Source organism: Mesorhizobium sp. P2_E6 (assembly GCF_056403835.1).
On the sequence record NZ_JBFUEQ010000008.1, the window covers coordinates 324,821 to 344,925 of the forward strand.

Consider the following 20,105-nt stretch of genomic DNA (forward strand, 5'->3'; position numbering starts at 1 on the left):
TATAGCCCGGCGGCAACATTGCGTAGTGGAAGACCGCGCGCAGGCCCGTTCGTCGGCAGATTCGACAACAAAATTCAAAAGGTGCATGATCTGGAGTGGTGTCGGGGGATACCTTCATGCATTGGCGTTGGTTTTCGACCGCAATAGTTGTGGCAATTATCTCAGGCTCCACTACTGACTATTTGAATAATTATGACGCGGTGACGCTCGCTGCAGGCGATTCAAACCACGCAAACATGCTTTTGCAAACGGTCGATCCGTTCAATCCGAATAGCAATAACACCCACATTGAAGGCGACGGTGCACGCGCCGTCGCAGCTTTCAACAGGTATCGAGGTGTGTCCTCTACCGGAGGCGCCGACCTGGACTGCGCAGGCGGCAAGGGAAACAATGCGGTCGTAGCCCCTGGGGTGCAAATCACGGGCGCTGATCCCAACAGGCTCGATGGTGATCACGACGGCATCGGGTGCGAGGGACGATAGATTGTCTCGAGCAAGGAAAAGAGCGCTAGGCTGGCTCGCCGTCATCGCGGTGGTAGCGTGGTACTATCCCGTCAAACACCAAAGACCAGTCCCTACCTCACCATATCCACAGGCCGCCGTTCACACCGAACCGGATTCTGGCAGTTCGAGCCAGAGCGTGGTGCAACAGGTCGAGGAACCTGCAGCACCCAGTGGCGCCTACGCATCCCAACAAGCGGCCGCGAAGGCTGCCAAGCTTGGCCTGTGGAAAGGCTCCTTCGAGGAGCCTTGGACTTGGCGCGCCGAGCAGACCGAGCGGTCCAGTCAGCCTTTGGGCATCATCGGCAGCCAAGCGCAAGCATCTGGCTTCTCATGTCAGCCGAAACGAACCTGCTCTCAGATCGGCTCCTGTGAAGAGGCTGAGTGGTATCTCAGCAACTGTCCTTGGGGCGGCAAGCTCGACCGCGATAAGGACGGCATTCCGTGTGAGAGCCTGTGCTGAGGGGATCACAATGGCTAAATCAGACAAGCCCCGTGAAGGATCGAAACGTCGGATCATATACGATCTGCAGTATCAACAAGAGGGGGGCGATATTGGCGGAACTTAAACCGCGCAAGAGGATGGGACGCCTTCAGCTACATCAACGACACCAAGAGCATCGCGCGTGAATACGGCGGCACTCCGCACTCTAATGGTGGCGGTCAGACACGACGTCTTTGGATAATCCCGCAATAGCGGAGACACTACCGACCCAGACGGTCTTTTGGGCAAATCCGCAGCTGATATCTGCCAGAGAAAGTAACGATGTTTCTAGAATCTTAGGTCGATAGTCATGTCGACGGTATTTTTTGATGCAAATGCGCGTTCGAAATGACAAGATGAGTTGGGGATATTGGGGAGACGGGGCGCCTGATGCACGCAAGTATGAGTCAAAAGCTGGCCAGCTATGGCCAGTGGACATATCGTGGCGCGTGGGCATTAGAAATCATAGCGTCGATCATCGGCCTAGCTACGGGCCTTGTCTTGGGTTTTCAAGCATTCGAGGCAAGTCAATCTGCCACGGCGATGGATCTCATTCTAGCCAGCGCCCCGTTCTTCATCGTCTCGATCGCTGAGCTAACCAAGATCCCGATCGCGACCCTCTTATACAGCGCCTCCTGGCTCTGGAAGCCTGTTATCCTGGTGTTTCTCCTGCTTTTGGCAGGCATCACTTTTGAAACTGTTCTGCTCGGACTGGAGCGCGCTGGCACGCTTCGCGAACTGCAATATGAGGAGCTCGCCGACGGCATCGACTCTCTAAACACTGAGAACGCGAAACTGATCACCGCCGATGAATCCGCAAGTCAAACGGATCAGGCGGCCAAAGCGAGAGCGGATCTCGAAGAGGTCAGCACGCTTGCCGACAAGGCTCGGAAGGAAATTCAAAGCCGCATCGCTGATGTCGATACCGAACTCCAGGCTGCAACCGCGTTAACGCCGCAGGCCTCCAGAGCAAGAGAACAGCTTCGGGAGAAAGAGCAAAGACGAACGGATCTGATCGCCGAACGAGACGGCAGGGTCCAGCAGGCAGTGGAAGAGTTTGAAAGGCAACGAGACAGTTTTGTCGAGCGGATCAGGGACGCGCAGGAAACTGGCGACGCAGCGTCGGCAAAGCGCTGGGAGGACGAGATCGGCAAACTTGCCAATCCTCGCGCCAAGATTGAGGCGAAGTATGAGCCGCAGATCGCCGCCATGGATCAGGAGATCACGGGTATCCGAAGCGATTTCGACCGTTTGAGGCTCGAAAGCCCCAAGATGACTGACGACCAAAGACAGGTGCTCCAGAACCGGCGAAACGACCTCGAGAAGTCACTTGACGCAACATCTGCAGATTGGGAGCGCCGGCTCGATCAGGCGCGGGAGACATTGTCAGCAGCACAGACCGCCGAAGCTTCCAAGGCCAAGACCTTGGCGGCCAATCAAACGCGGCGAGACGAAATAGCAAAGCAGTTGAGCGCACTCGAGAAAAAGCGCATCCCGCTCGCTCGCACTGACCAGATACGCCGAATCGCGGCTCGCTGGTATGGCGTAAAGCCGGAAGAAGTGAGCGAGCCCCAAGCGGGGAAAGTCGCGGCAATCTGGTTCGGCTCCCTCGCCGTGATTGCAGGACTGGCCGGGCCGATCACGGCCATGGTGGCTCTGGGCTTGCAGCGTATCGCAGCACAGGCGGAAAGCCGCGCCGAGAACCGCCTGTCGCGTCTGGTTCGACGGTTGCTTTTGCGGTGGCGGTGGCGCCGGGTTCGCACCGTCAAAGTGCCCGTTGAAGTCCCAGTCGACAGGGAGGTCGAGAAACGCGTCGAGGTACCGGTTGAAAAGGTAGTGAAGGAAATTCTCTACGTTCCCGTCCTTACCGATGATCCGGATGCCCTTCGAAGGGCACTAAACGAGGACTTGCCACCAGAGGTCGTCGATCTCGTGAAAGTGGCAGCCAAGGGTGGGCGCAAAAGTGCTGGTCCGGCATAATACAGCGCTTCTCGAGCGAGCCGTCGACCTGGTCGTGAAGCAGGCGGCCATCCCGACCCTGCAGGCGGAGGCAGTTGCCCATGACAAGATAGCCCGGGCAAATGCCTTTCGCAGGCTGATGACGGGAGCTGCAGTGGCAATTGCCGCTGTGGGCATCGGCTACGGTGCCGCTTTGTTTTTCGGGCGAGAGCTCAGGCTTCCGCCGGTGCCAGATACACCAGAAGTCCACAAGGAGACTGACCGGATTGCGCCGTCAGAAACGGTATCGGAGGGCAAAACGGAACGCTCAACAGTTCCTGTCCCGGAACCAGCGCCCAGGCCGAAGGAGATCGCTCCTCCTGAGGCTCCCAAGCAACCCGACGTCGTAACTGAAGACTTCAACAAGTTTCTGACACGAGAACTGGACTGGGGAGGCTCGCACTGGTCGTTGGTTTCTGGCCACCATTTCAGCGACGAACACGACCCCACCTGGGATCGTGCATGGTGCTACACACGTCGGCTGGTGAACGGCGTCGACGTAAACGTAGACCTGGCAAACCGGCCTTCGCCAACTGCCCGGCCACAGGCGCCGGCCGCGCCCATGGCTACTCTGGCATCTATCGGCCTGAACGACGCGTCGGCCCTGGAACTCGCGTCGAAATGTGCGTGGCTCGATAACAGGGCTTTCAGCGGCAATGACTATGAGGCGCCCCCTGGCCGGGCCGAGGCGGCCCAGAAGCTCATTGCACAGGATGGCTGGGATGCAATGGGCTTCGATCTCCCGAGCATGCCTGTGTGGAACGTCTCATTCGATCAATGTCAAACCCAATGCGAGGGCGACAATCGTTGTTTGGCCATTACCTATGACAAGAAGCACTCTGCATGTTTCATGAAAGGGGACGCCTCGGTGTTGGTGAGGGCTCCTGACGCCGCTGTGGCTGTCAAACAGGCGGTGGCGAACAAGGTTCAATACTCCAGCCTCGTTTTTTACAAGAATACGGTGGTGGTGGGAGAGTCGTATTCGAACATCCCCAGCACCTATGCCGACTGCGTGCTGGCGTGCGCCGCTGATCAGAAGTGCATGGGCTTTAACTTCGATACCCCAAACAAGATGTGTTCGATGCTAGATCAGGTAGATACGTTGTCGGTGTTCAAGGGGGTGGCTTCCGGAAGTAAGGCCGCCGGAAATTAACCGCCGATGTAAGAACCCAAGGGGCGCAACGTTCCACGCCCCTCTTTGTCGGCTTTTGGGCCGGAAGCTGACCGACTGGTTTTAGGTCAAAGTCCGAAGAAGCGGACACTCCGCCTACGACCCATCTCGGACATATTCCCTGTCTGCAATAGCTCCGAAAGCCGGCGCTCAGGTGCATCACCAAAGCGGCCGCTCTGGGTGACGAACGGACGTTATAGGTCGCCAAACTTGACGCTGGGTTGGCCAAAGCCGACACTGAGCAGAGAAAAACAGGAGCACCTCTGTGGGAGGGCCAGACTCCGACTCAAAGATGACGATCAGCTCGCTCCGATCCGAGTTGACAGCGGCGCGCGAAGAAAATCAGGTACGCACCGCGGAGGTCGCCAATCTCCTTGAACAGCAGACTGCGACGAGTGCGATCCTCAGGGTGATCGCCGCATCGCCGACCGACATCCAACCCGTCCTGCAGGTCGTGGCGGAGAGTGCTGCGCGCTTCTGCGACACCTACGACGCCGGCATTTTCCTGGCGCGAGACGGGACACTATTCCCCAAAGCACACTACGGCCCCATCGCCTTCGACTTCGAACCGATGCCGGTCGCACGCGATTGGGTCTGCGGTCGCGCCTTCGCCGACCGCAAGACTGTGCATGTCAACGACATAGCGGTTGCAGGTGCGGAGTTTCCTGTCAGCCAAACACTTGCCGAAAGGCTTGGCCACCGCACGATGCTCGCAACACCTCTGATGCGTGACACCGAAGCAATCGGCGCGCTCGTCATCAGGCGCATCGAGGTCAAGCCTTTCAGCGAGAAGCAGATCAAGCTACTCAAGATTTTCGCCGACCAGGCGGTGATCGCCATCGAGAACGTGCGCCTGTTCGACGAGGTGCAGGCGCGCACGCGCGATCTCGGCGAGGCGCTGGAGCAGCAGACCGCGACCGCCGATGTGCTCAAGGCAATCAGCCGGTCGGCCTTCGATCTTCAACCGGTACTACAGACGCTGGTCGACTCGGCAATACGCCTGGCCGGGGCGGACATGGGCGCAATCACGTTGCGCGTTGGCGATACGTTGCAGTTCATGGCAGGCGGCGGGCAGGCTGCCGAGCTGCATGCATACGAACGAGCCAACCCACATGTTGTGGGACGAGGGACGTTCCAGGGCCGCGCTGCGCTGGAGGGATTGACGATCCACGTGGCGGACGCGCTTGAAGACCCGGAATACGAAAGGCCGGAGGCGGCAATCATAGGCAGTTTCCGCGGAGTGCTTTCTGTTCCGCTGAAGCGGGGTCAGGAGACCATCGGCGTATTCGGCATGGCGCGGCGGGCGATCGGGCTATTTTCACCGCGTCAAGTCGAACTGGTCGAGAGCTTCGCCGACCAGGCGGTGATCGCCATCGAGAATGTCCGCCTCTTCGACGAGGTGCAGGCGCGCAACCGTGAGGTGACTGAAGCGCTGGAACAGCAGACGGCGACGGCCGAAGTGTTGAAGACGATCAGCAGTTCGGCGTTCGATCTCGATTCCGTGCTGCATACGCTTGTGAAGTCCGCGTCCGACCTCTGTCACTCCGGGATGGGCTACATCTATCTGCGCCAGGGCGACGTGTTGCAGCCGACGGTACAGATCGGATGGAGTCAAGAATTCCAGGACCACATGAACAACCTCCCGGTCACGCCCGGCCGGGGCAGCATCGCCGCCCGCGTTGCCCAGAGCGGGTCCGTGGAGCAGATTGCCGACGTTCTCGACGATCCGGAGTATACCAACATCGAAGGCCAGCGGCTCGGCGGCTTCCGCACCCTGCTGGGCGTTCCGCTGATGCGTGACGGCGCCGTGACCGGCGTCTTCGTCCTCGCCCGCTCGTCGGTCTCGCCGTACAGCACGCGCGAAATCGAACTGGTGCAGACATTTTCGGATCAGGCGGTCATCGCGATCGAGAACGTGCGGCTGTTCGAAGAGGTGGAGTCCCGCAACCGCGACCTAGCCGAGTCGCTGGAACAGCAGATGGCCACCGGCGCAATATTGCAAGTGATCGCCGGATCTCCTACGGACATTCAGCCTGTGCTGGACGCCGTCGCTGAAAGTGCCGCTCGGCTCTGCGACGCCTATGACGCAACGATCTATCTGCTGCGCTCCGACAGGCTGGCTGTGGGAGCGCATCACGGACCGATTCCGATTGACGGCACTGGCTTGCCGGTTGCGCGCGACATCGTTACCGGCCGCGCCGTATTGGATCGGGTGCCGGTCCACGTTCCCGACTTGACCATCGCTGGAGAGGAGTTTGCAACTGCCCGAATGATGGCTCAACGTCTTGGTTTTCGCGCGATTCTCGCCACTCCGCTGTTGCAGGAAGGAAAAGCAATCGGAGCGCTTATGATCCGGCGCATCGAGGCGCGACCCTTTAGCGACAGCCAAATTGGCCTTCTCAAAACTTTCGCCAACCAGGCCGTCATCGCAATCGGCAATGTGCGGCTCTTCGAAGAGGTGCAGGCTCGCACCGCCGACCTTGGCGAAGCATTACAGCAGCAGACCGCGACCGCGGATGTGCTCAAGGTCATAAGCCGCTCCGCATTCGACCTGCAGAGCGTCCTGCAGACACTTATCGAATCTGCTGTGAGGCTCTGCGGTGCGAAAACGTCTGGCATCTTTATGCGGGACGGCGATGTCTTCCGGCTTGCGGCAGCCTACGACCAAACCCCGGAGTATCGCGCGTATGAAGAGGCGAATCCGAGTCCGATCAGCCGACAATCCTGGGTCGGCCGAACAGCACTCGACAAGGCAGTCGTCCATATTCCGGATGTTACCAAGGACACCGAACATGGCCTTCCCGAAGCTCCGCGACTCGGAGGTTATTCGGCTGTGCTCTGTGTACCGCTCATGCGCGAAGGATCGGTAATTGGCGTCTTCGCAATGACGCGACCCGAACCCGGGCCCTTCACCGATAGCCAGATCGAACTTGTCCAGACCTTTGCCGATCAGGCGGTGATCGCCATCGAGAATGTGCGCCTGTTTGAAGAGGTACAGTCCCGCACGGCGGAATTGAGCGAGTCGCTGCAGCTGCAGACGGCGACGGCCGACGTGCTGAAGGCGATCAGCCGCTCTACGTTCGACCTGCAGTCGGTTCTCGACACGCTGGTGGAATCAGCAGCCAAGCTGTGCGACGCGGACACGAGCGTCATCTTCAAGCGTGACGGCGATCTCTACCGGTGGTCGGCCGAGTACGGCAATTTGCCTGAAGCCGCGGCTTTCGCCAAATCCAATCCCTTCGCCGCCGGTCGCGACAGCGTCACCGGAAGGGTGGCCCTCGAAGCCCGCGCCGTCCACGTTTCGGACGTGCTCGCCGACCCGGACTACGGGGCAACGCAGCTTCAGAAGCTCGGCGGCTACCGGACCATTCTATGCGTTCCAATCTTGCGCGAAGGCGCGCCGGTCGGCGTGTTCGCGCTGACGCGGTCACAGGTGCGGGACTTCACGCCGAGGCAGATCGAGCTCGTCGAGACGTTTGCCGACCAGTCCGGCATAGCGATCGAGAACGTCCGGCTGTTCGACGAGGTGCAGGCGCGTACCCGCGAATTGTCACGCTCGCTCGAGGATCTGAGGACCGCGCAGGACCGCCTCGTGCAAACGGAGAAGCTCGCCTCACTCGGCCAGTTGACCGCCGGTATCGCCCACGAGATCAAGAACCCGCTCAACTTCGTCAACAACTTCTCAGCGCTCTCAGGCGAACTCATCGATGATCTGAGCAGTGTGCTGGCCGGAGCGCCTTTGGAGGCATCCGTGCGCGAAGAGGTCGCCGAGCTGACAGCCATGCTCAAGAGCAATCTCGACAAGGTGGTCCAGCACGGCAAGCGGGCCGATTCCATCGTCAGGAACATGCTACTGCATTCGCGCGCGGGCTCAGGAGAGCATCGTGCGATCGACATCAATGCCGTGGTGGAGGAGAGCCTGAACCTTGCCTATCACGGGGCACGCGCCGAAAAGCCAGGATTCAACGTCACGCTGACGCGGAATTTCGATCCGCTGGCTGGGGATGTCGATCTCTACCCGCAGGAGATCACGCGGGTGCTTCTCAACCTCATCTCAAACGGCTTTTATGCAACGGCCAAGCGCAGCACCGCAGCGAATGGCGCGAGCTATGAGCCGACGCTCTCCGCCACCACCAGGAGTCTCGGCGACCGTGTCGAAATCAGGATCCGCGACAACGGCACCGGCATTCCGCCGGAGGTGAAGGAGAAGATGTTCAATCCATTCTTCACAACCAAGCCAGCCGGCGAGGGCACCGGGCTCGGCCTGTCGCTCAGCCACGACATCGTCGTCAAACAGCATGCCGGCACGATCGACGTCGAAAGCCAGCCAGGCGAGTTCACCGAGTTCCGGATTGTGCTGCCGCGCGCTGCGGCCTCGCTCGCAAAATCGGGAGGTGAAGCATGAGCCTCCTCATCCTGGTCGTCGACGACGAGCCCGACGTCGAGCCGCTGTTTCGCCAGCAGTTCCGCCGCGACATCCGAGCCAACCGCTTCACCCTGGAGTTCGCGCAATCGGCGGTCGGGGCGTTGGAGCAGATCGACCACGCCGAAGGAGTGACACTGATCCTGGTGCTGTCCGACATCAACATGCCCGGCATGAGCGGGATCGAACTGCTGCCGAAGATCAAGGTGCTGCGGCCCGACGTCCCGGTCATCATGATCACCGCCTATGGCGACGCCGAAACCAAGCGCAAGGCGTTGGAGAACGGCGCCGAAGCGCTGCTGACCAAGCCGATCGACTTTGCGGCGCTCAGGCAACAGATCGAAACGCGGCTGGGAATGGTGGCGTGACGGCGCGCATCCTCGTGGTCGACGACGAGCCCGATCTTGAGGTCTTGATCGTCCAGAAGTTCCGGCGTCAGATCCGCGACGGCGCGGTCATTTTCCTGTTTGCCAGCGATGGTGTGGACGCCCTGTCCGTCATCGACGGCAACAGCGACATCGACATGGTGCTGTGCGACATCAACATGCCCCGTATGGACGGCCTGTCGCTGCTGGAGAAGCTGCAGCATGCCGAGGGGCAGCAGCTTTCGACGGTCATCGTCTCCGCTTACGGTGACATGGCCAACATCCGCACTGCGATGAACCGCGGCGCCTTCGACTTCATCACTAAACCGATCGACTTTGCAGACCTGGAGACCACAATCGCCAAGACCTTGAAGCATCGCGAGGTGCTGCACGAGGCGCATCGGCGGCAAGCGGTCGCGGAGCGGGCGCATGCATCGCTGTCGCGCTACTTCTCGCCCAATCTGGCCGAGCGGCTGGCCGGCGACGCCGACGGGTTGGCGCTAGCCGGGCAGTGGCGCGAGGTCGCCTCGCTGTTCACGGACATTACCAGCTTCACCACGCTGGTGGAAACGATCGACCCTGCCACGTTAGGCGCGCTCCTGAACGACTATTTGGCCGGCATGACCGACGTCGTGTTCGCGCATGAAGGCACCGTCGCCAAGATCGTCGGCGATGCGCTGCATGTGCTGTTCGGCGCGCCTGGCGAGCAGCAGGACCATGCGGCGCGCGCGGTTGCCTGCGCGCTCGAGCTCGACGCGCTGTCGCAATCGTTCCGCGATAGTTGGCGCGACAAGGGCGTTGCGGTCGGTACGACCCGCATCGGCGTCCATGCAGGTCCGGCGCTGGTCGGAAATTTCGGCGGAGGCCGCTTCTTCGACTACACGGCCTATGGCGACACCATCAATATCGCGGCGCGGCTGGAAAGCGCCAACAAGCAGCTGGGCACGCGTATCTGCGTCAGCGGGAGCGCGGCTGCAAGGGTCGACGGCTTCCGTGGACGGCCGGTCGGCGATCTGATGCTGCGCGGCCGGGCCGAGGCGCTGCGCGCGTTCGAGCCTTTGTCGTCAAAGCAGTATGATGATCCTTCGACGGCGAGCTATCTCGAAGCCTTCGGCAGATTGGAGGCCGGCGATGCAAACGCGCTTACGGCTTTCGCCGCGCAGATCGGCAAATGTCCGGACGACCAGCTCGCCAGCTTCCATCTCAAGCGGCTGCTCAACGGCGCCAAGGGAACGCGGATCAGCCTAGACTGATCTTTGCGCCTGTCGCGACCGCGACCGTAGGCCTCGTCGCCGGCAATGTCTGCTTTCACGAGGCGGCAAAGGTGCCCTCAACGGCCGACAAAAGGGCAAAGCGGTCATGGGCGATGGGCGTTCGGAGGTGTGCGATCGCCCCCGCCGAGAAGCTGCATTATACCTCGACTACGGGGGGCTTGTCCGCGCAATGGCTAGCCCTCTTCCAGCCCTGCGATGCGCAAGCCCTCGAGGATCGCTGCCATGCGCGATGGATCGTATTCCGGCAGTCCTGCCCTGATGCTCGCGATGGTAACGTCGGGCGCGAGTGTCCGAAATTTGGCCAGGTAGCGACGTGCTTCATCCATTCGGCCGAGCTGTGCATTTGCCGCGATCAGCATCCAGTAAGTCGGGTCGAGGCCTGCGTTCAACGCCATTGACCGCTCCGCGGCTTTCAGCGCCTCGACATAGTTGCGACGCGCCATGTGCACATGAGCAATCGTGGTCATGGGCCACGGTGCCGTAGGGTCGCCCGGGCTCATGAGGATCGCGCGCCGGCTATGGGTGAGTGCGTCCTCCAGATCCCCGCAATGGAGTTCGGCAATGCCTGCGACCATCAGCACAAACTGGCTGTTGGGGTTCGCCTCGACGGCATTGGCGACGATCTGCATGCCTCGGTCGTACTCCCGCATGGTCACCAGCGTCAGCCCGCATTGCGCCAGCACGGTCGCATCGCCCTGCGGATCGGCAAGGGCGCGGCGCACCAGATCGAGACAAGCGGACCGGTCGTCGCCGGTAAGCTCGGGCCAGCCCATGGCAATGCGGAACTCGAGGGCAAAACAGGCGCCGATGAGGAACGCCGCGTAGTGCGGTTCGAGCGCGACTGCCTGCATGAATAGCTCAAAGGCCTCGGCGTTGTCCTCGGGCCGCGCGCTGTACGTCTTCGACAGCGCTCTCAGGTAGAGATCGTAAGCATCGAGGCTTTCCGGGCGTTGCCTGCGGGAGCGTTCGATTTCGGCCTGTCGGATCTGCGGCTCGATGACGCCGATAACGCTTTCGGCAATGCGGTCCTGCACGTCTAACACGTCTGCGACGACACCATCAAACCTATCGGCCCAAAGATGCGCCCCGGCTATCGTCTCGATGAGCTGTGCGGTGATGCGAAGCCGCTCGCCGGAGCGTCGCACGCTGCCTTCGAGCACGTAGCGGACTCCGAGCTCCCTGGCGACCTGCCGCACGTCGATGGACTTGCCTTTGTATACGAAGCTCGAATTGCGGGCGATCACCGCAAACGATTTGAAGCGGCTGAGCGCGGTGATGATGTCCTCAACTATGCCGTCGGCAAAGTAGTCCTGCTCCGGGTCGCCGCTCATGTTCTGGAACGGCATCACCGCAAGCGCCGGCCTGTCGGGCAGGCGCTCTGTCGGACGTGATGGGCCGAGCTGCTTTGCACCATCCGGGCTCCAACGATAGGCGCGGACAGGCCGGGCTATGTTCTTCAGCGCCTGCTCGCCCATATCTTCAAAGCGCAGGCCGCCGATCTTTCCCGCGGCATCTTCCTGCACGCGTCCGGAAACGCAGATCCCGCCCGGCTCCGCGATCCCCTCAAGACGGGCGGCAATGTTGACCCCCTCGCCGAAGACGTCGCCGTCCTGTTCGATGATGTCGCCGACATTGATGCCGATCCGGAATTCGAGCCGTTCGTCGGCTGCAACGGCGGCATTGCGTTCTGCCATACCGGCCTGCACCTCGACAGCGCAGCGCACCGCATCGACGACACTGGCGAAATCCGCCAACAGCCCGTCACCCGTCGTTTTAATGATCCTGCCGCGATGCTTGGCAACACAGGGATCGAGGTGCTCACGGCGATGGCTGTTCAAGCGACCGAGGGTACCTTCTTCGTCAACGCCCATCAGCCGACTGTACCCGGCGACGTCAGCCGCAAGGATCGCCGAGAGCTTGCGCTCGACGCGGCCGATTTCCATCCGAGTCCCCTCCTGGCGTCAGGATCATATGCGCCCAGATCGACCGATCCAAGGCCGCTCTTCCGGTTCTTTGGGGGTCGCGCCAACCATGCCCACCAGTATGTCCGCTGATGGCCAACCGTGACCTCCGGAGTGGTCGCCGCTAACGTCCGCTTTCAGGCGATCGCAAAGTCATGCTCAACGGCCAATATGAGGCGCAAAGCGGTCATCCGACCGCGCGGCCGGCGGAAGACCCATTTGGGTCCAAAGCCAGACTTCACAACCAGCAGGCATTGCGCCGTTGGCGCTCCCACTCAACCGGAAACCCGCGCACCAGCGGCTGCAATTGCATTGTCTGAGGCTGTCGCCCGTCGAGGATTGCCTCGACGAGGTCGGGCGCCAATAGCGTCAGTCGAAGCATATGGGAGACGAACGACCGGTCGAGTTTCTCAGCCGCACTGAGTTCGCTTATCGTCGCGTGTTGCCCTGATTCCAGTTTATGCTGCCAGTGGAATGCCTGGACAAGGGCTCTCAGCAGCGTGTTGTCGATGCGCGGTCGCGACGGTGTCCAAGGCTCTGCTCCAGCCGGGGACACGACAAGTTTGCGACCGCCACGCTTGCGGATCGCCATAGGAATGGAGACCGTTAGCAAACTGCCGTCGCGGCTGATCTCGCGGTTACTCATCAGGCGGCCCTATCCAGGTTTGGTCGTTCCCGAAGCTCGGTGATGACACTGGCTATGCCCTCGGTGCGAAGGCGGATGGAGATGCCGTCTACATCGACGTCGATGCGCTCGACCAGCAGCTGGATGATGCGCGCCTGCTCGGCGGGAAAGAGTTCCTCCCAAAGACTATCGAACTGAACCAGGGCGTCGCGCACCTCGGCCTCGCTGATCTCTTCACTATTGTCGCGCGCGGCCGCCCAGGTCTTCACAATCATCTCTGGGGAGCGCAGCAGGACGCGGACCTGATCGATCACTGCGGCCTCGATCTTGCCGGCAGGCAGGCGCCGTACCGTGCAGGTTTCCGGCCCGAGCTTCTGTACGCTGGTGGTGACGTAGTAACGATAGAGGCGCCCCTTCTTCCTGGTGTGGGCAGGCGTCATGGCGTAACCATTCGGCGCAAAGATCAGTCCTCTAAGCAACGCAGGTGTTTGCCGACGGCAGTGTCCTGCCCGCTTGCGCGGATCCTCGGCAATGATCGAGCGCACCTTGTCCCACAGATCCCGGTCGATGATTGCTTGGTGTTCGCCGGGATAACTCGTGCCCTTGTGGACGGCCTCGCCGATGTACACCCGGTTGCTGAGCAGCTTGTAGAGATAACCCTTGTCGATGGGCCTGCCGCCGCGGCTGGTGACACCCTCGGCGTTGAGGGTCCGGGCAAGCGTCGTCGCCGAGCCGACCGAGAGAAACCGCTCGAAGATGATTCGCACTGTTGCGGCCTCGTCCTCCTGTATGATCAGCTTGCGGCTTTCGACGCGGTAGCCGAGCGGCACGTTGCCTCCCATCCACATGCCTTTGCGCCGAGACGCGGCGAACTTGTCGCGGATGCGCTCGCCAATCACCTCACGCTCGAACTGTGCGAATGACAGCAGGATGTTCAGCGTCAAGCGCCCCATCGAGGTTGTGGTGTTGAATGATTGGGTAATCGACACGAAGGTGACGTCATTGGATTCGAAGACCTCGACCAGCTTCGAGAAATCCGTCAGAGACCGCGAGAGCCGATCGATCTTGTAGACGACGACAACATCGATCAGCCCGGACTCGATATCTTTCAGCAGGCGCCTCAGCGCCGGCCGTTCCAGCGTTCCACCGGAGATGCCACCGTCGTCGTAGCGGTCGGGCACGAGAACCCATCCCTCGGCCCGCTGGCTGGCCACGTAGGCCTCACAGGCCTCCCTCTGCGCGTCGAGGGAGTTGAACTCCATGTCGAGCCCCTCCTCGCTGGACTTGCGCGTGTAGACCGCGCAGCGGAGCTTTCTGATGACGTGCTTCTGCTGGGAGAGTGTCATCGTCGTCACCCATTTCCCTTCTGGCTTCGCAAGCCGAAGAACAGCCAACCATTCCAGCGCGTGCCGGTGATGGAGCGTGCGATCGCCGAGAGCGATTTGTAGGGACGACCCTGATATTCGAACCCGTCGGTCAGCACCGTGGCGATGTGCTGTTCACCCTGCCATTCGCGCAGCAGCCGCGTGCCCGTAACCGGCAAGTTGTCTTTCCTGGCGCCAGAGCGCCGAGGCTCCAGTTCCTCGGCCAACGCAGCCAGCCGCTTCAGCGTCTCCGGCTTCAGACCGCCATAGGCGAGTTCCTGAATGCGATATGCTAGCCGGCTCTCCAGGAACTTGCGATTGTACGGTGGCGGTTCCGCGGCAAACAGGTCGCGCCACGTTGCCTTCAGCGCGACGATATCTATCGTCTTCAATTCGGCCAGGCGGGCCAGTATTTTGTCGGTCATCAAGCATTCTCCGTCGCAAAGGTTTCGACGGCACCACCGCTCTGGTTGGCGGTGAAGTCCACGCAACTATTCTCCCGCTCGCCAGATAGTCCGCTTGACTGCCGGGCACGAAGACGCGTGAGGCCTAAGGCGAGGATTTCCGCGACCTCCGCGAGGCGCTCGGCGGCGGTCAGTCGGCAGGATGGGAGTGGGTGCGGTCCGAAGCTGAGTGGGTGCATTTTTGTTTTCGCCATGCCGACCTGTGTAGCCAACCTACAACCGTGCTCAACAGCACAGCGAAGGCCGTCGCAAATGTGCGTAAGCGTTGGAAAACTTTGGATAAAACTAGCGTCTAGGAACGTTTTCCTGTAGATTGTTGCGAGTCGATCCTGGTGCCGGAGACCATATTTGAACAGGGCTTTTCTTGAGCAGAGCGAACTGGCCAAACGCTGGCGCATCAGCGCCCGAACTCTTGAGCGTTGGAGATGGAGAAAGACCGGGCCGAGCTACATAAAGCTGGGCGGCAAGGTCGTTTATTCCATCGAAGACGTGGAAGCCTACGAGCGGCGCCGGCGGGCAGAAACCCACTCATCCATTCTCGGGGCATGGCCAACACGTGACGTTGCGTAGCGTTATCAACCGTACAATTCAGTCAATGCCACTCGAGCAGGAAGCCGACCTCCAGTCAGGAGACTTGGCGGCACACCCGCGCCTGCCGGCCGTTCTCACCTCGGAGATGACTCGCCTCTATTCGGCGGGCTTCTGGCTGCTTTCGCTCGGAGGCAACGACGGCAAGAAGCCGATCATCGGCTATCAGAATCGGATGCGACATCCACTTGGGCTAGTATCCGACAAGATGGCCGCTGCCGGCAGCCATTCTTATGGCATCCGCCTCAGGGACATGATTGTTGTCGACGTCGACACGGACACGCCCGAGGCACGCCAGTATGTGGAGCGCCGGTTCGGCACATCGTCCGCGCGGACCAAGACCAGCCGAGGCTATCATCTCTACTTCCGGCACACTGGGCCTAAGCCGAAACAGATTCGGCTGCCTGGCATCTCCATCGACTTCAAGTCGGGCGAGAACGAGTTCGTAGTCGGGCCACAAGCGGAACGTCCCGATGGCGTGGTGTATTGGCCCGAAGGGCGGCTGATCGCTCCGGATGTTCTGCCGCCGTTCGTCGACCGCGGCGCCGGTTCTGTCGAGACCGAACGCGAGAGGGTCAATGGGCGCTATCCGCGCGGTATCCGGCACACGACACTGAAGCGACGCGCCCGTGAGCTTGTTCTGGCCGCGGAGAGCTTCGACGGAATGGTTGCCGACCTCCTCGCGTTTCGGGATTGGGAGATTGAACAGCCAGAGGAATTTTCCGACGATAGCCTCATCAATCTGGCGGAATGGTTTTGGGAGAAGCGCGAGCAAGGCGAACTGTGGACCAAAGCCACTTCGGTTGTTCAGATCCCTCGCGCCACACTCGACAAACTTGCCCGGCTTGGCGAGGGCCTGGCCTTTCTACTCTATGGCATCCTTGTGTCTGCGCATGGCCACCAGCCGGCCGCTCCGTTTGCAATCGTGCCGGACGCCCTTCGCGAAAACGGCCGCCTGAAAGCGGGCCGACGGCAGATTTACGCTGCGATCCAAGTTCTTTTGGAGGCTGAACTGCTGGTTTGCCACAAGAAACCTCGCGGGAACCGCAACCATCACCTCTATCTGCTTGGTGCCGGGGTGCCGGCGGTAGCGGGTGAAGAAAGAGGAGAAGGATCTAAGCTTATATTAGTATCCGAAAAGGACACACACTCTGCCCCCGACGAGGAGCTTGCGGCATGAAGCGCAAGCTCGATCCTCATAGGCCGGCCGATGATCGGCATTCGGCTGTCATTCTCGATTGGTCGCAAGCTTTTGCCGCACGAGTGATGTCGCGCATCCATGAATATGACGACGACTGGCCAAAGCCGTTCAACACAAACACTATCATTCGGTTCGAGCGATGCACGGCCAGGAGGGCTAATCGGAGATGAGGAATGATCAGCAGAGCTCCAACAACGACGGGACGTCTCTCTCTGGGTCCCACACTGCAAGACGCTTGGACTCGGTCGACCACATCGAGAATGGCGCTCTTCCTCTCGCGGTGGAGTATCGTCTTACCGCGGCTCTGATCCCGTTCGCGAAGAACGCCCGCACGCACAGCGATGCGCAGGTGGCGCAGATCGCGGCATCGATCCGCGAGTTCGGCTGGACGAACCCGATCCTTGTCGATGGCGAGAACGGCATCATCGCCGGTCACGGACGCCTGCTGGCAGCCCGCAAACTCGGAATGAGCGAAGTGCCCGTGATTGAACTGGCGGGCCTGACCGAGGCGCAGAAGCGGGCGCTGGTCATCGCCGACAACAAGCTGGCGCTCAATGCCGGCTGGGACACCGAACTGCTTGGGCTGGAACTCTCGGATCTCGGCGAACTCGGCTTCGACCTATCGCTGACGGGTTTCGATGACCTGGAGATCGCCGCGCTGACTGGGGCCGGCAATTCAGGACTGACTGACCCGGACGATATTCCCGAGACCCCAGCGCTATCAACCACCCTTTCCGGCGACGTTTGGATCCTCGGCAAACACCGGCTGATCTGCGGCGACAGCACCAGCGCCGCTGATGTCGAGCGCGTTCTTGCCGGGGTGAAGCCGCATCTGCTTGTGACGGATCCACCCTATGGCGTCAGCTATGACCCGGCCTGGCGCGAGCGCTTCGGTGACGGGGCCAACCTCGCCAAGGGAACCGTGTTGAACGACGATCGTGCCGACTGGCGCGAGGCCTGGGCGTTGTTTCCGGGCGACGTTGCCTACGTTTGGCACGGCGCCCTTCATGCCGCCACAGTGGCCGCCAGCCTGGAGGCCAGCGGCTTTGCCGTTCGCTCTCAGATCATCTGGGACAAGACCCGGCTGGTCATCGGCCGCGGCGATTACCACTGGCAGCACGAACCGGCCTGGTATGCCGTCAGGAAGGGCAAGAAGGGCCACTGGGCGGGGGATCGCAAGCAGACCACCGTCTGGGCCATCCCGCACCGGAAATCCGACACGGGCCACGGCACGCAGAAGCCTGTCGAGTGCATGCGGCGTCCGATCGAGAACAACTCGTCACCGGGACAGGCTGTCTATGAGCCGTTCTGCGGCTCCGGCACCACGATCATCGCCGCCGAGATGACCGGCCGCTGCTGCCATGCGATCGAACTGAATCCCGCCTATGTCGATGTCGCGGTCATCCGCTGGCAGGACTTCACCGGTCAGGCAGCGGTGCTGGAAGGCGACGCTCAGAGCTTTGCCGAGGCAAAGCTTGAGCGGAGCGAGATCAGGCCATGACCACCAAGACTGCGATCCTGCAGGCGATACGCCACAAATGTCTGGACTGCTCCGTCTATCAACCCGCCGAGGTTCGGGAGTGTCCCGTCAGCACATGCGGTTTGTGGCTGTTCAGGTTGGGGATGGACCCCGACCCCAGCCGGACTCGCGGCTTCGCCAAATCCCCCGTGTACACGGACCCTTCCGGGCAAGGCATGCCTACCCCCAAGGCGAGGCAGCGCACAGGAACCGGAGATATTTGAATGGCCCGTCCCAAGCATGTGCCTGACGCCTTCCACCGCCGCCAGGTTGAGGCGCTGGCCGGCTACGGTGTTCCGGAAGCCGAGATTGCCGGCATGGTCGGTGTCGATGCGAAGACGCTGCGCAAACACTATCGGCAGGAACTGGCATTCGGCCACACCAAGGCCAATGCGAAGGTGGCGGAGAACCTCTTTCGCAAGGCAACAGGCGAGGGTCGTGAATCGGTCATCGCCGCGATCTTCTGGCTGAAGGCCCGCGGCCGCTGGAAGGAGACCGCCGTCAACGAACACTCAGGCCTTGACGGCAAGCCGATCGAGCAGGTGCACGAGATCCGCCGCATCATCATTTCACCGCCTGACTGGAAGGAGATAAAGGCATCGCGTGGGTAGCGCCGAACGATCTCGGCGAAGAACCTGAGTGGTCGAAATGGAGCCCACAATGACCATAGCTGCCGACACCGAGAACCAACGGAAGCCACACTGCGCCCAGGTGGAAGCAATGGCAGGGTACGGCGTCGCGCCGGCTGACATTGCCCAGGTACTCGGCATCGAGGTCGAGACGCTGAAGGCCGCCTATGCTTCCCAACTCGATGGCGGTCACATCAAGGCCAACGCACGTGTTGCCGAAAGTCTCTACCGCAAGGCCACCGGCGAAGGACGCGAAGCCGTCACAGCGGCCATCTTCTGGCTGAAGACGCGAGCACGGTGGAAAGAGACCTCCGTTCATGAGGTCGAAGGAAAACTGGACACATCGGTGACCTTCATCACCACCTACGAAGATCGGAAGTTGCTGTAGGCACGCCGCGTGTCTCAGCCAAGGGTCGGCCGATTTGCAGTTAAATCAACAGCATAGCTTGCTAGTCTTCGCCCTGTGAGCAAACTGCAAACGGTGGTTTGCAGTGTGCTCACCCGGAGGATTTGCATCATGTCGAGCGCCGTTGCCTACTATCGCGTCTCAACTCAGAGGCAGGGTCGGTCGGGACTTGGCATCGACGCCCAGCGAGCAGCCGTTGCCCGCTTCGCCGAAACCGAAGGCATCGCGGTCTGCCACGAGTTTACCGAGGTCGAAACTGGCAAGGGCTCAGATGCCCTGGACCGACGACCACAGCTGGCAGCCGCTCTCGCCCTCGCCCGCCAAGCCAAATGCCCGGTCGTTGTCGCTAAGCTCGACCGACTGTCGCGGGACGTCGCCTTCATTGCAGGGCTGATGGTTCAGCGCGTGCCCTTCATCGTGGCCGATCTCGGTACCGATGCCGATCCATTCATGCTTCACCTCTATGCAGCGCTCGCTGAGAAAGAGCGGCGGCTGATCTCGGAGCGCACCAAAGCCGCCCTCGCCTCACGCAAGACCAACGGAGCCAAGCTGGGCAACAAGACCAACAGCGCCGAGGCAGCTGCGAAGGGACGTGCGGTATCGATCAGCGAGGCTGACCGATTTGCCGAGACGGTGTTGCCGATCATCGCATCCATTCAGCGTTCCGGAATCACCACCCTTCGCGGCCTGGCAATCGCGCTGAACAACCGTGGTGTCCGCACGGCCCGCAATGGGCACTGGCAGGTGTCGAACGTTCGCAACATCTTGGCGCGTCAGCAATAGCAGCCGGTTTTGTCGAAACTGCTTTTATAGGCGGGAACTACCGATCTCGAGGTCTATTCGGTTGTAGGCGCCAGCAGCGCCTTTATAGCCTCGGCCAAAGATGCAGCAAAAGCAGGCGGACCATTTTAGGGTCAGCTTACCTCCGCTGGCGCTATATGAAGCCCGCCACCTGTTCTGACCTAGGTGGCGGGCTTTTTTGTGCCTGTGGAACGGTTTGGTTTTTGGCCCGTTGGCTTCGGCACCAGGGGCATAACAGGTGCATGAAAGTTGTTCGCGCACCTTTCAGAGGCCCGTCACGGCCTCCTCCGTGGCGGGCTTTTGCATTCATGGCCCGATATCGAGCGGTTTGT

General features: G+C 61.0%; 18 protein-coding genes and 1 pseudogene. 15 read left to right on the top strand and 4 right to left on the bottom strand.

Features of this window, described 5'->3' with window-relative positions; all coding sequences use genetic code 11:
• Positions 1 to 116 precede the first annotated feature (116 nt).
• The 8 genes and pseudogenes from AC1D08_RS21950 (at position 117) to AC1D08_RS21985 (ending at position 10,194) form a co-directional block, all read left to right on the top strand.
• Positions 117 to 482 carry an excalibur calcium-binding domain-containing protein gene (locus tag AC1D08_RS21950; protein ID WP_477423962.1) on the top strand — a complete coding sequence of 122 codons (366 nt, stop codon included), beginning with the start codon at positions 117 to 119 and terminating at the stop codon, positions 480 to 482.
• 157 nt (positions 483 to 639) lie between these two features.
• Complete coding sequence (locus AC1D08_RS21955) at positions 640 to 963, top strand: excalibur calcium-binding domain-containing protein (protein WP_477423964.1); 324 nt, start codon at positions 640 to 642, stop codon at positions 961 to 963.
• Between the two features lie 411 nt (positions 964 to 1,374).
• Entirely contained in the window at positions 1,375 to 2,964 is a 1,590-nt protein-coding gene (locus AC1D08_RS21960) for a hypothetical protein (protein ID WP_477423966.1), read from the top strand.
• Complete coding sequence (locus AC1D08_RS21965; RefSeq protein ID WP_477423968.1) at positions 2,936 to 4,135, top strand: PAN domain-containing protein; 1,200 nt, start codon at positions 2,936 to 2,938, stop codon at positions 4,133 to 4,135. The genes AC1D08_RS21960 and AC1D08_RS21965 overlap by 29 nt, the downstream gene beginning before the upstream one ends.
• A 310-nt stretch (positions 4,136 to 4,445) precedes the next feature.
• A pseudogene (locus AC1D08_RS21970) lies at positions 4,446 to 4,940 on the top strand (GAF domain-containing protein); the annotation flags it as partial.
• A 42-nt stretch (positions 4,941 to 4,982) separates the two neighbouring features.
• A complete protein-coding gene (locus AC1D08_RS21975; protein ID WP_477424033.1) occupies positions 4,983 to 8,558 on the top strand; it encodes a GAF domain-containing protein in 3,576 nt (1,191 codons plus the stop codon).
• On the top strand, positions 8,555 to 8,944 hold the full coding sequence (locus AC1D08_RS21980) for a response regulator (RefSeq protein ID WP_457153063.1): 390 nt from the start codon (positions 8,555 to 8,557) through the stop codon (positions 8,942 to 8,944). Before AC1D08_RS21975 ends, AC1D08_RS21980 begins: the two co-directional genes overlap by 4 nt.
• Entirely contained in the window at positions 8,941 to 10,194 is a 1,254-nt protein-coding gene (locus tag AC1D08_RS21985; protein WP_477423969.1) for an adenylate/guanylate cyclase domain-containing protein, read from the top strand. Before AC1D08_RS21980 ends, AC1D08_RS21985 begins: the two co-directional genes overlap by 4 nt.
• 194 nt (positions 10,195 to 10,388) lie before the next feature.
• On the opposite strand, the gene AC1D08_RS21990 is transcribed toward AC1D08_RS21985, so the two are convergent.
• The 4 genes from AC1D08_RS21990 to AC1D08_RS22005 form a co-directional block, all read right to left on the bottom strand.
• Complete coding sequence (locus tag AC1D08_RS21990; RefSeq protein WP_457153065.1) at positions 10,389 to 12,158, bottom strand: adenylate/guanylate cyclase domain-containing protein; 1,770 nt, start codon at positions 12,156 to 12,158, stop codon at positions 10,389 to 10,391.
• Positions 12,159 to 12,414: 256 nt separating this feature from the next.
• Positions 12,415 to 12,822 carry a hypothetical protein gene (locus tag AC1D08_RS21995; protein ID WP_477423971.1) on the bottom strand — a complete coding sequence of 136 codons (408 nt, stop codon included), beginning with the start codon at positions 12,820 to 12,822 and terminating at the stop codon, positions 12,415 to 12,417.
• Positions 12,822 to 14,147, bottom strand: a complete 1,326-nt coding sequence (locus AC1D08_RS22000) for a recombinase family protein (protein ID WP_477423973.1) — start codon at positions 14,145 to 14,147, stop codon at positions 12,822 to 12,824. The genes AC1D08_RS21995 and AC1D08_RS22000 overlap by 1 nt, the downstream gene beginning before the upstream one ends.
• A 5-nt stretch (positions 14,148 to 14,152) precedes the next feature.
• Positions 14,153 to 14,590, bottom strand: a complete 438-nt coding sequence (locus AC1D08_RS22005) for a DUF2924 domain-containing protein (protein WP_477423974.1) — start codon at positions 14,588 to 14,590, stop codon at positions 14,153 to 14,155.
• A gap of 387 nt (positions 14,591 to 14,977) precedes the next feature.
• Here AC1D08_RS22005 and AC1D08_RS22010 point away from each other — a divergent pair, with 387 nt between their 5' ends.
• The 7 genes from AC1D08_RS22010 to AC1D08_RS22040 all read left to right on the top strand — a co-directional run bounded on the left by AC1D08_RS22010 (position 14,978) and on the right by AC1D08_RS22040 (position 19,755).
• The gene (locus tag AC1D08_RS22010) at positions 14,978 to 15,199 is read left to right on the top strand and encodes a helix-turn-helix transcriptional regulator (RefSeq protein ID WP_457155825.1); all 222 of its coding nucleotides are present in this window, start codon (positions 14,978 to 14,980) and stop codon (positions 15,197 to 15,199) included.
• Positions 15,200 to 15,224: 25 nt separating this feature from the next.
• On the top strand, positions 15,225 to 16,397 hold the full coding sequence (locus AC1D08_RS22015) for a bifunctional DNA primase/polymerase (RefSeq protein WP_477423976.1): 1,173 nt from the start codon (positions 15,225 to 15,227) through the stop codon (positions 16,395 to 16,397).
• Positions 16,394 to 16,588, top strand: coding sequence for a hypothetical protein (locus tag AC1D08_RS22020; protein ID WP_457154971.1), 195 nt, complete (start codon positions 16,394 to 16,396; stop codon positions 16,586 to 16,588). The genes AC1D08_RS22015 and AC1D08_RS22020 overlap by 4 nt, the downstream gene beginning before the upstream one ends.
• Positions 16,589 to 16,653: 65 nt before the next feature.
• The gene (locus AC1D08_RS22025) at positions 16,654 to 17,919 is read left to right on the top strand and encodes a site-specific DNA-methyltransferase (protein WP_477423978.1); all 1,266 of its coding nucleotides are present in this window, start codon (positions 16,654 to 16,656) and stop codon (positions 17,917 to 17,919) included.
• Between the two features lie 242 nt (positions 17,920 to 18,161).
• Positions 18,162 to 18,548 carry a hypothetical protein gene (locus tag AC1D08_RS22030; RefSeq protein ID WP_457155789.1) on the top strand — a complete coding sequence of 129 codons (387 nt, stop codon included), beginning with the start codon at positions 18,162 to 18,164 and terminating at the stop codon, positions 18,546 to 18,548.
• 49 nt (positions 18,549 to 18,597) lie between these two features.
• The gene (locus AC1D08_RS22035) at positions 18,598 to 18,954 is read left to right on the top strand and encodes a hypothetical protein (RefSeq protein WP_457155322.1); all 357 of its coding nucleotides are present in this window, start codon (positions 18,598 to 18,600) and stop codon (positions 18,952 to 18,954) included.
• A gap of 75 nt (positions 18,955 to 19,029) precedes the next feature.
• Positions 19,030 to 19,755 carry a recombinase family protein gene (locus tag AC1D08_RS22040; protein ID WP_457155321.1) on the top strand — a complete coding sequence of 242 codons (726 nt, stop codon included), beginning with the start codon at positions 19,030 to 19,032 and terminating at the stop codon, positions 19,753 to 19,755.
• Positions 19,756 to 20,105 lie beyond the last annotated feature (350 nt).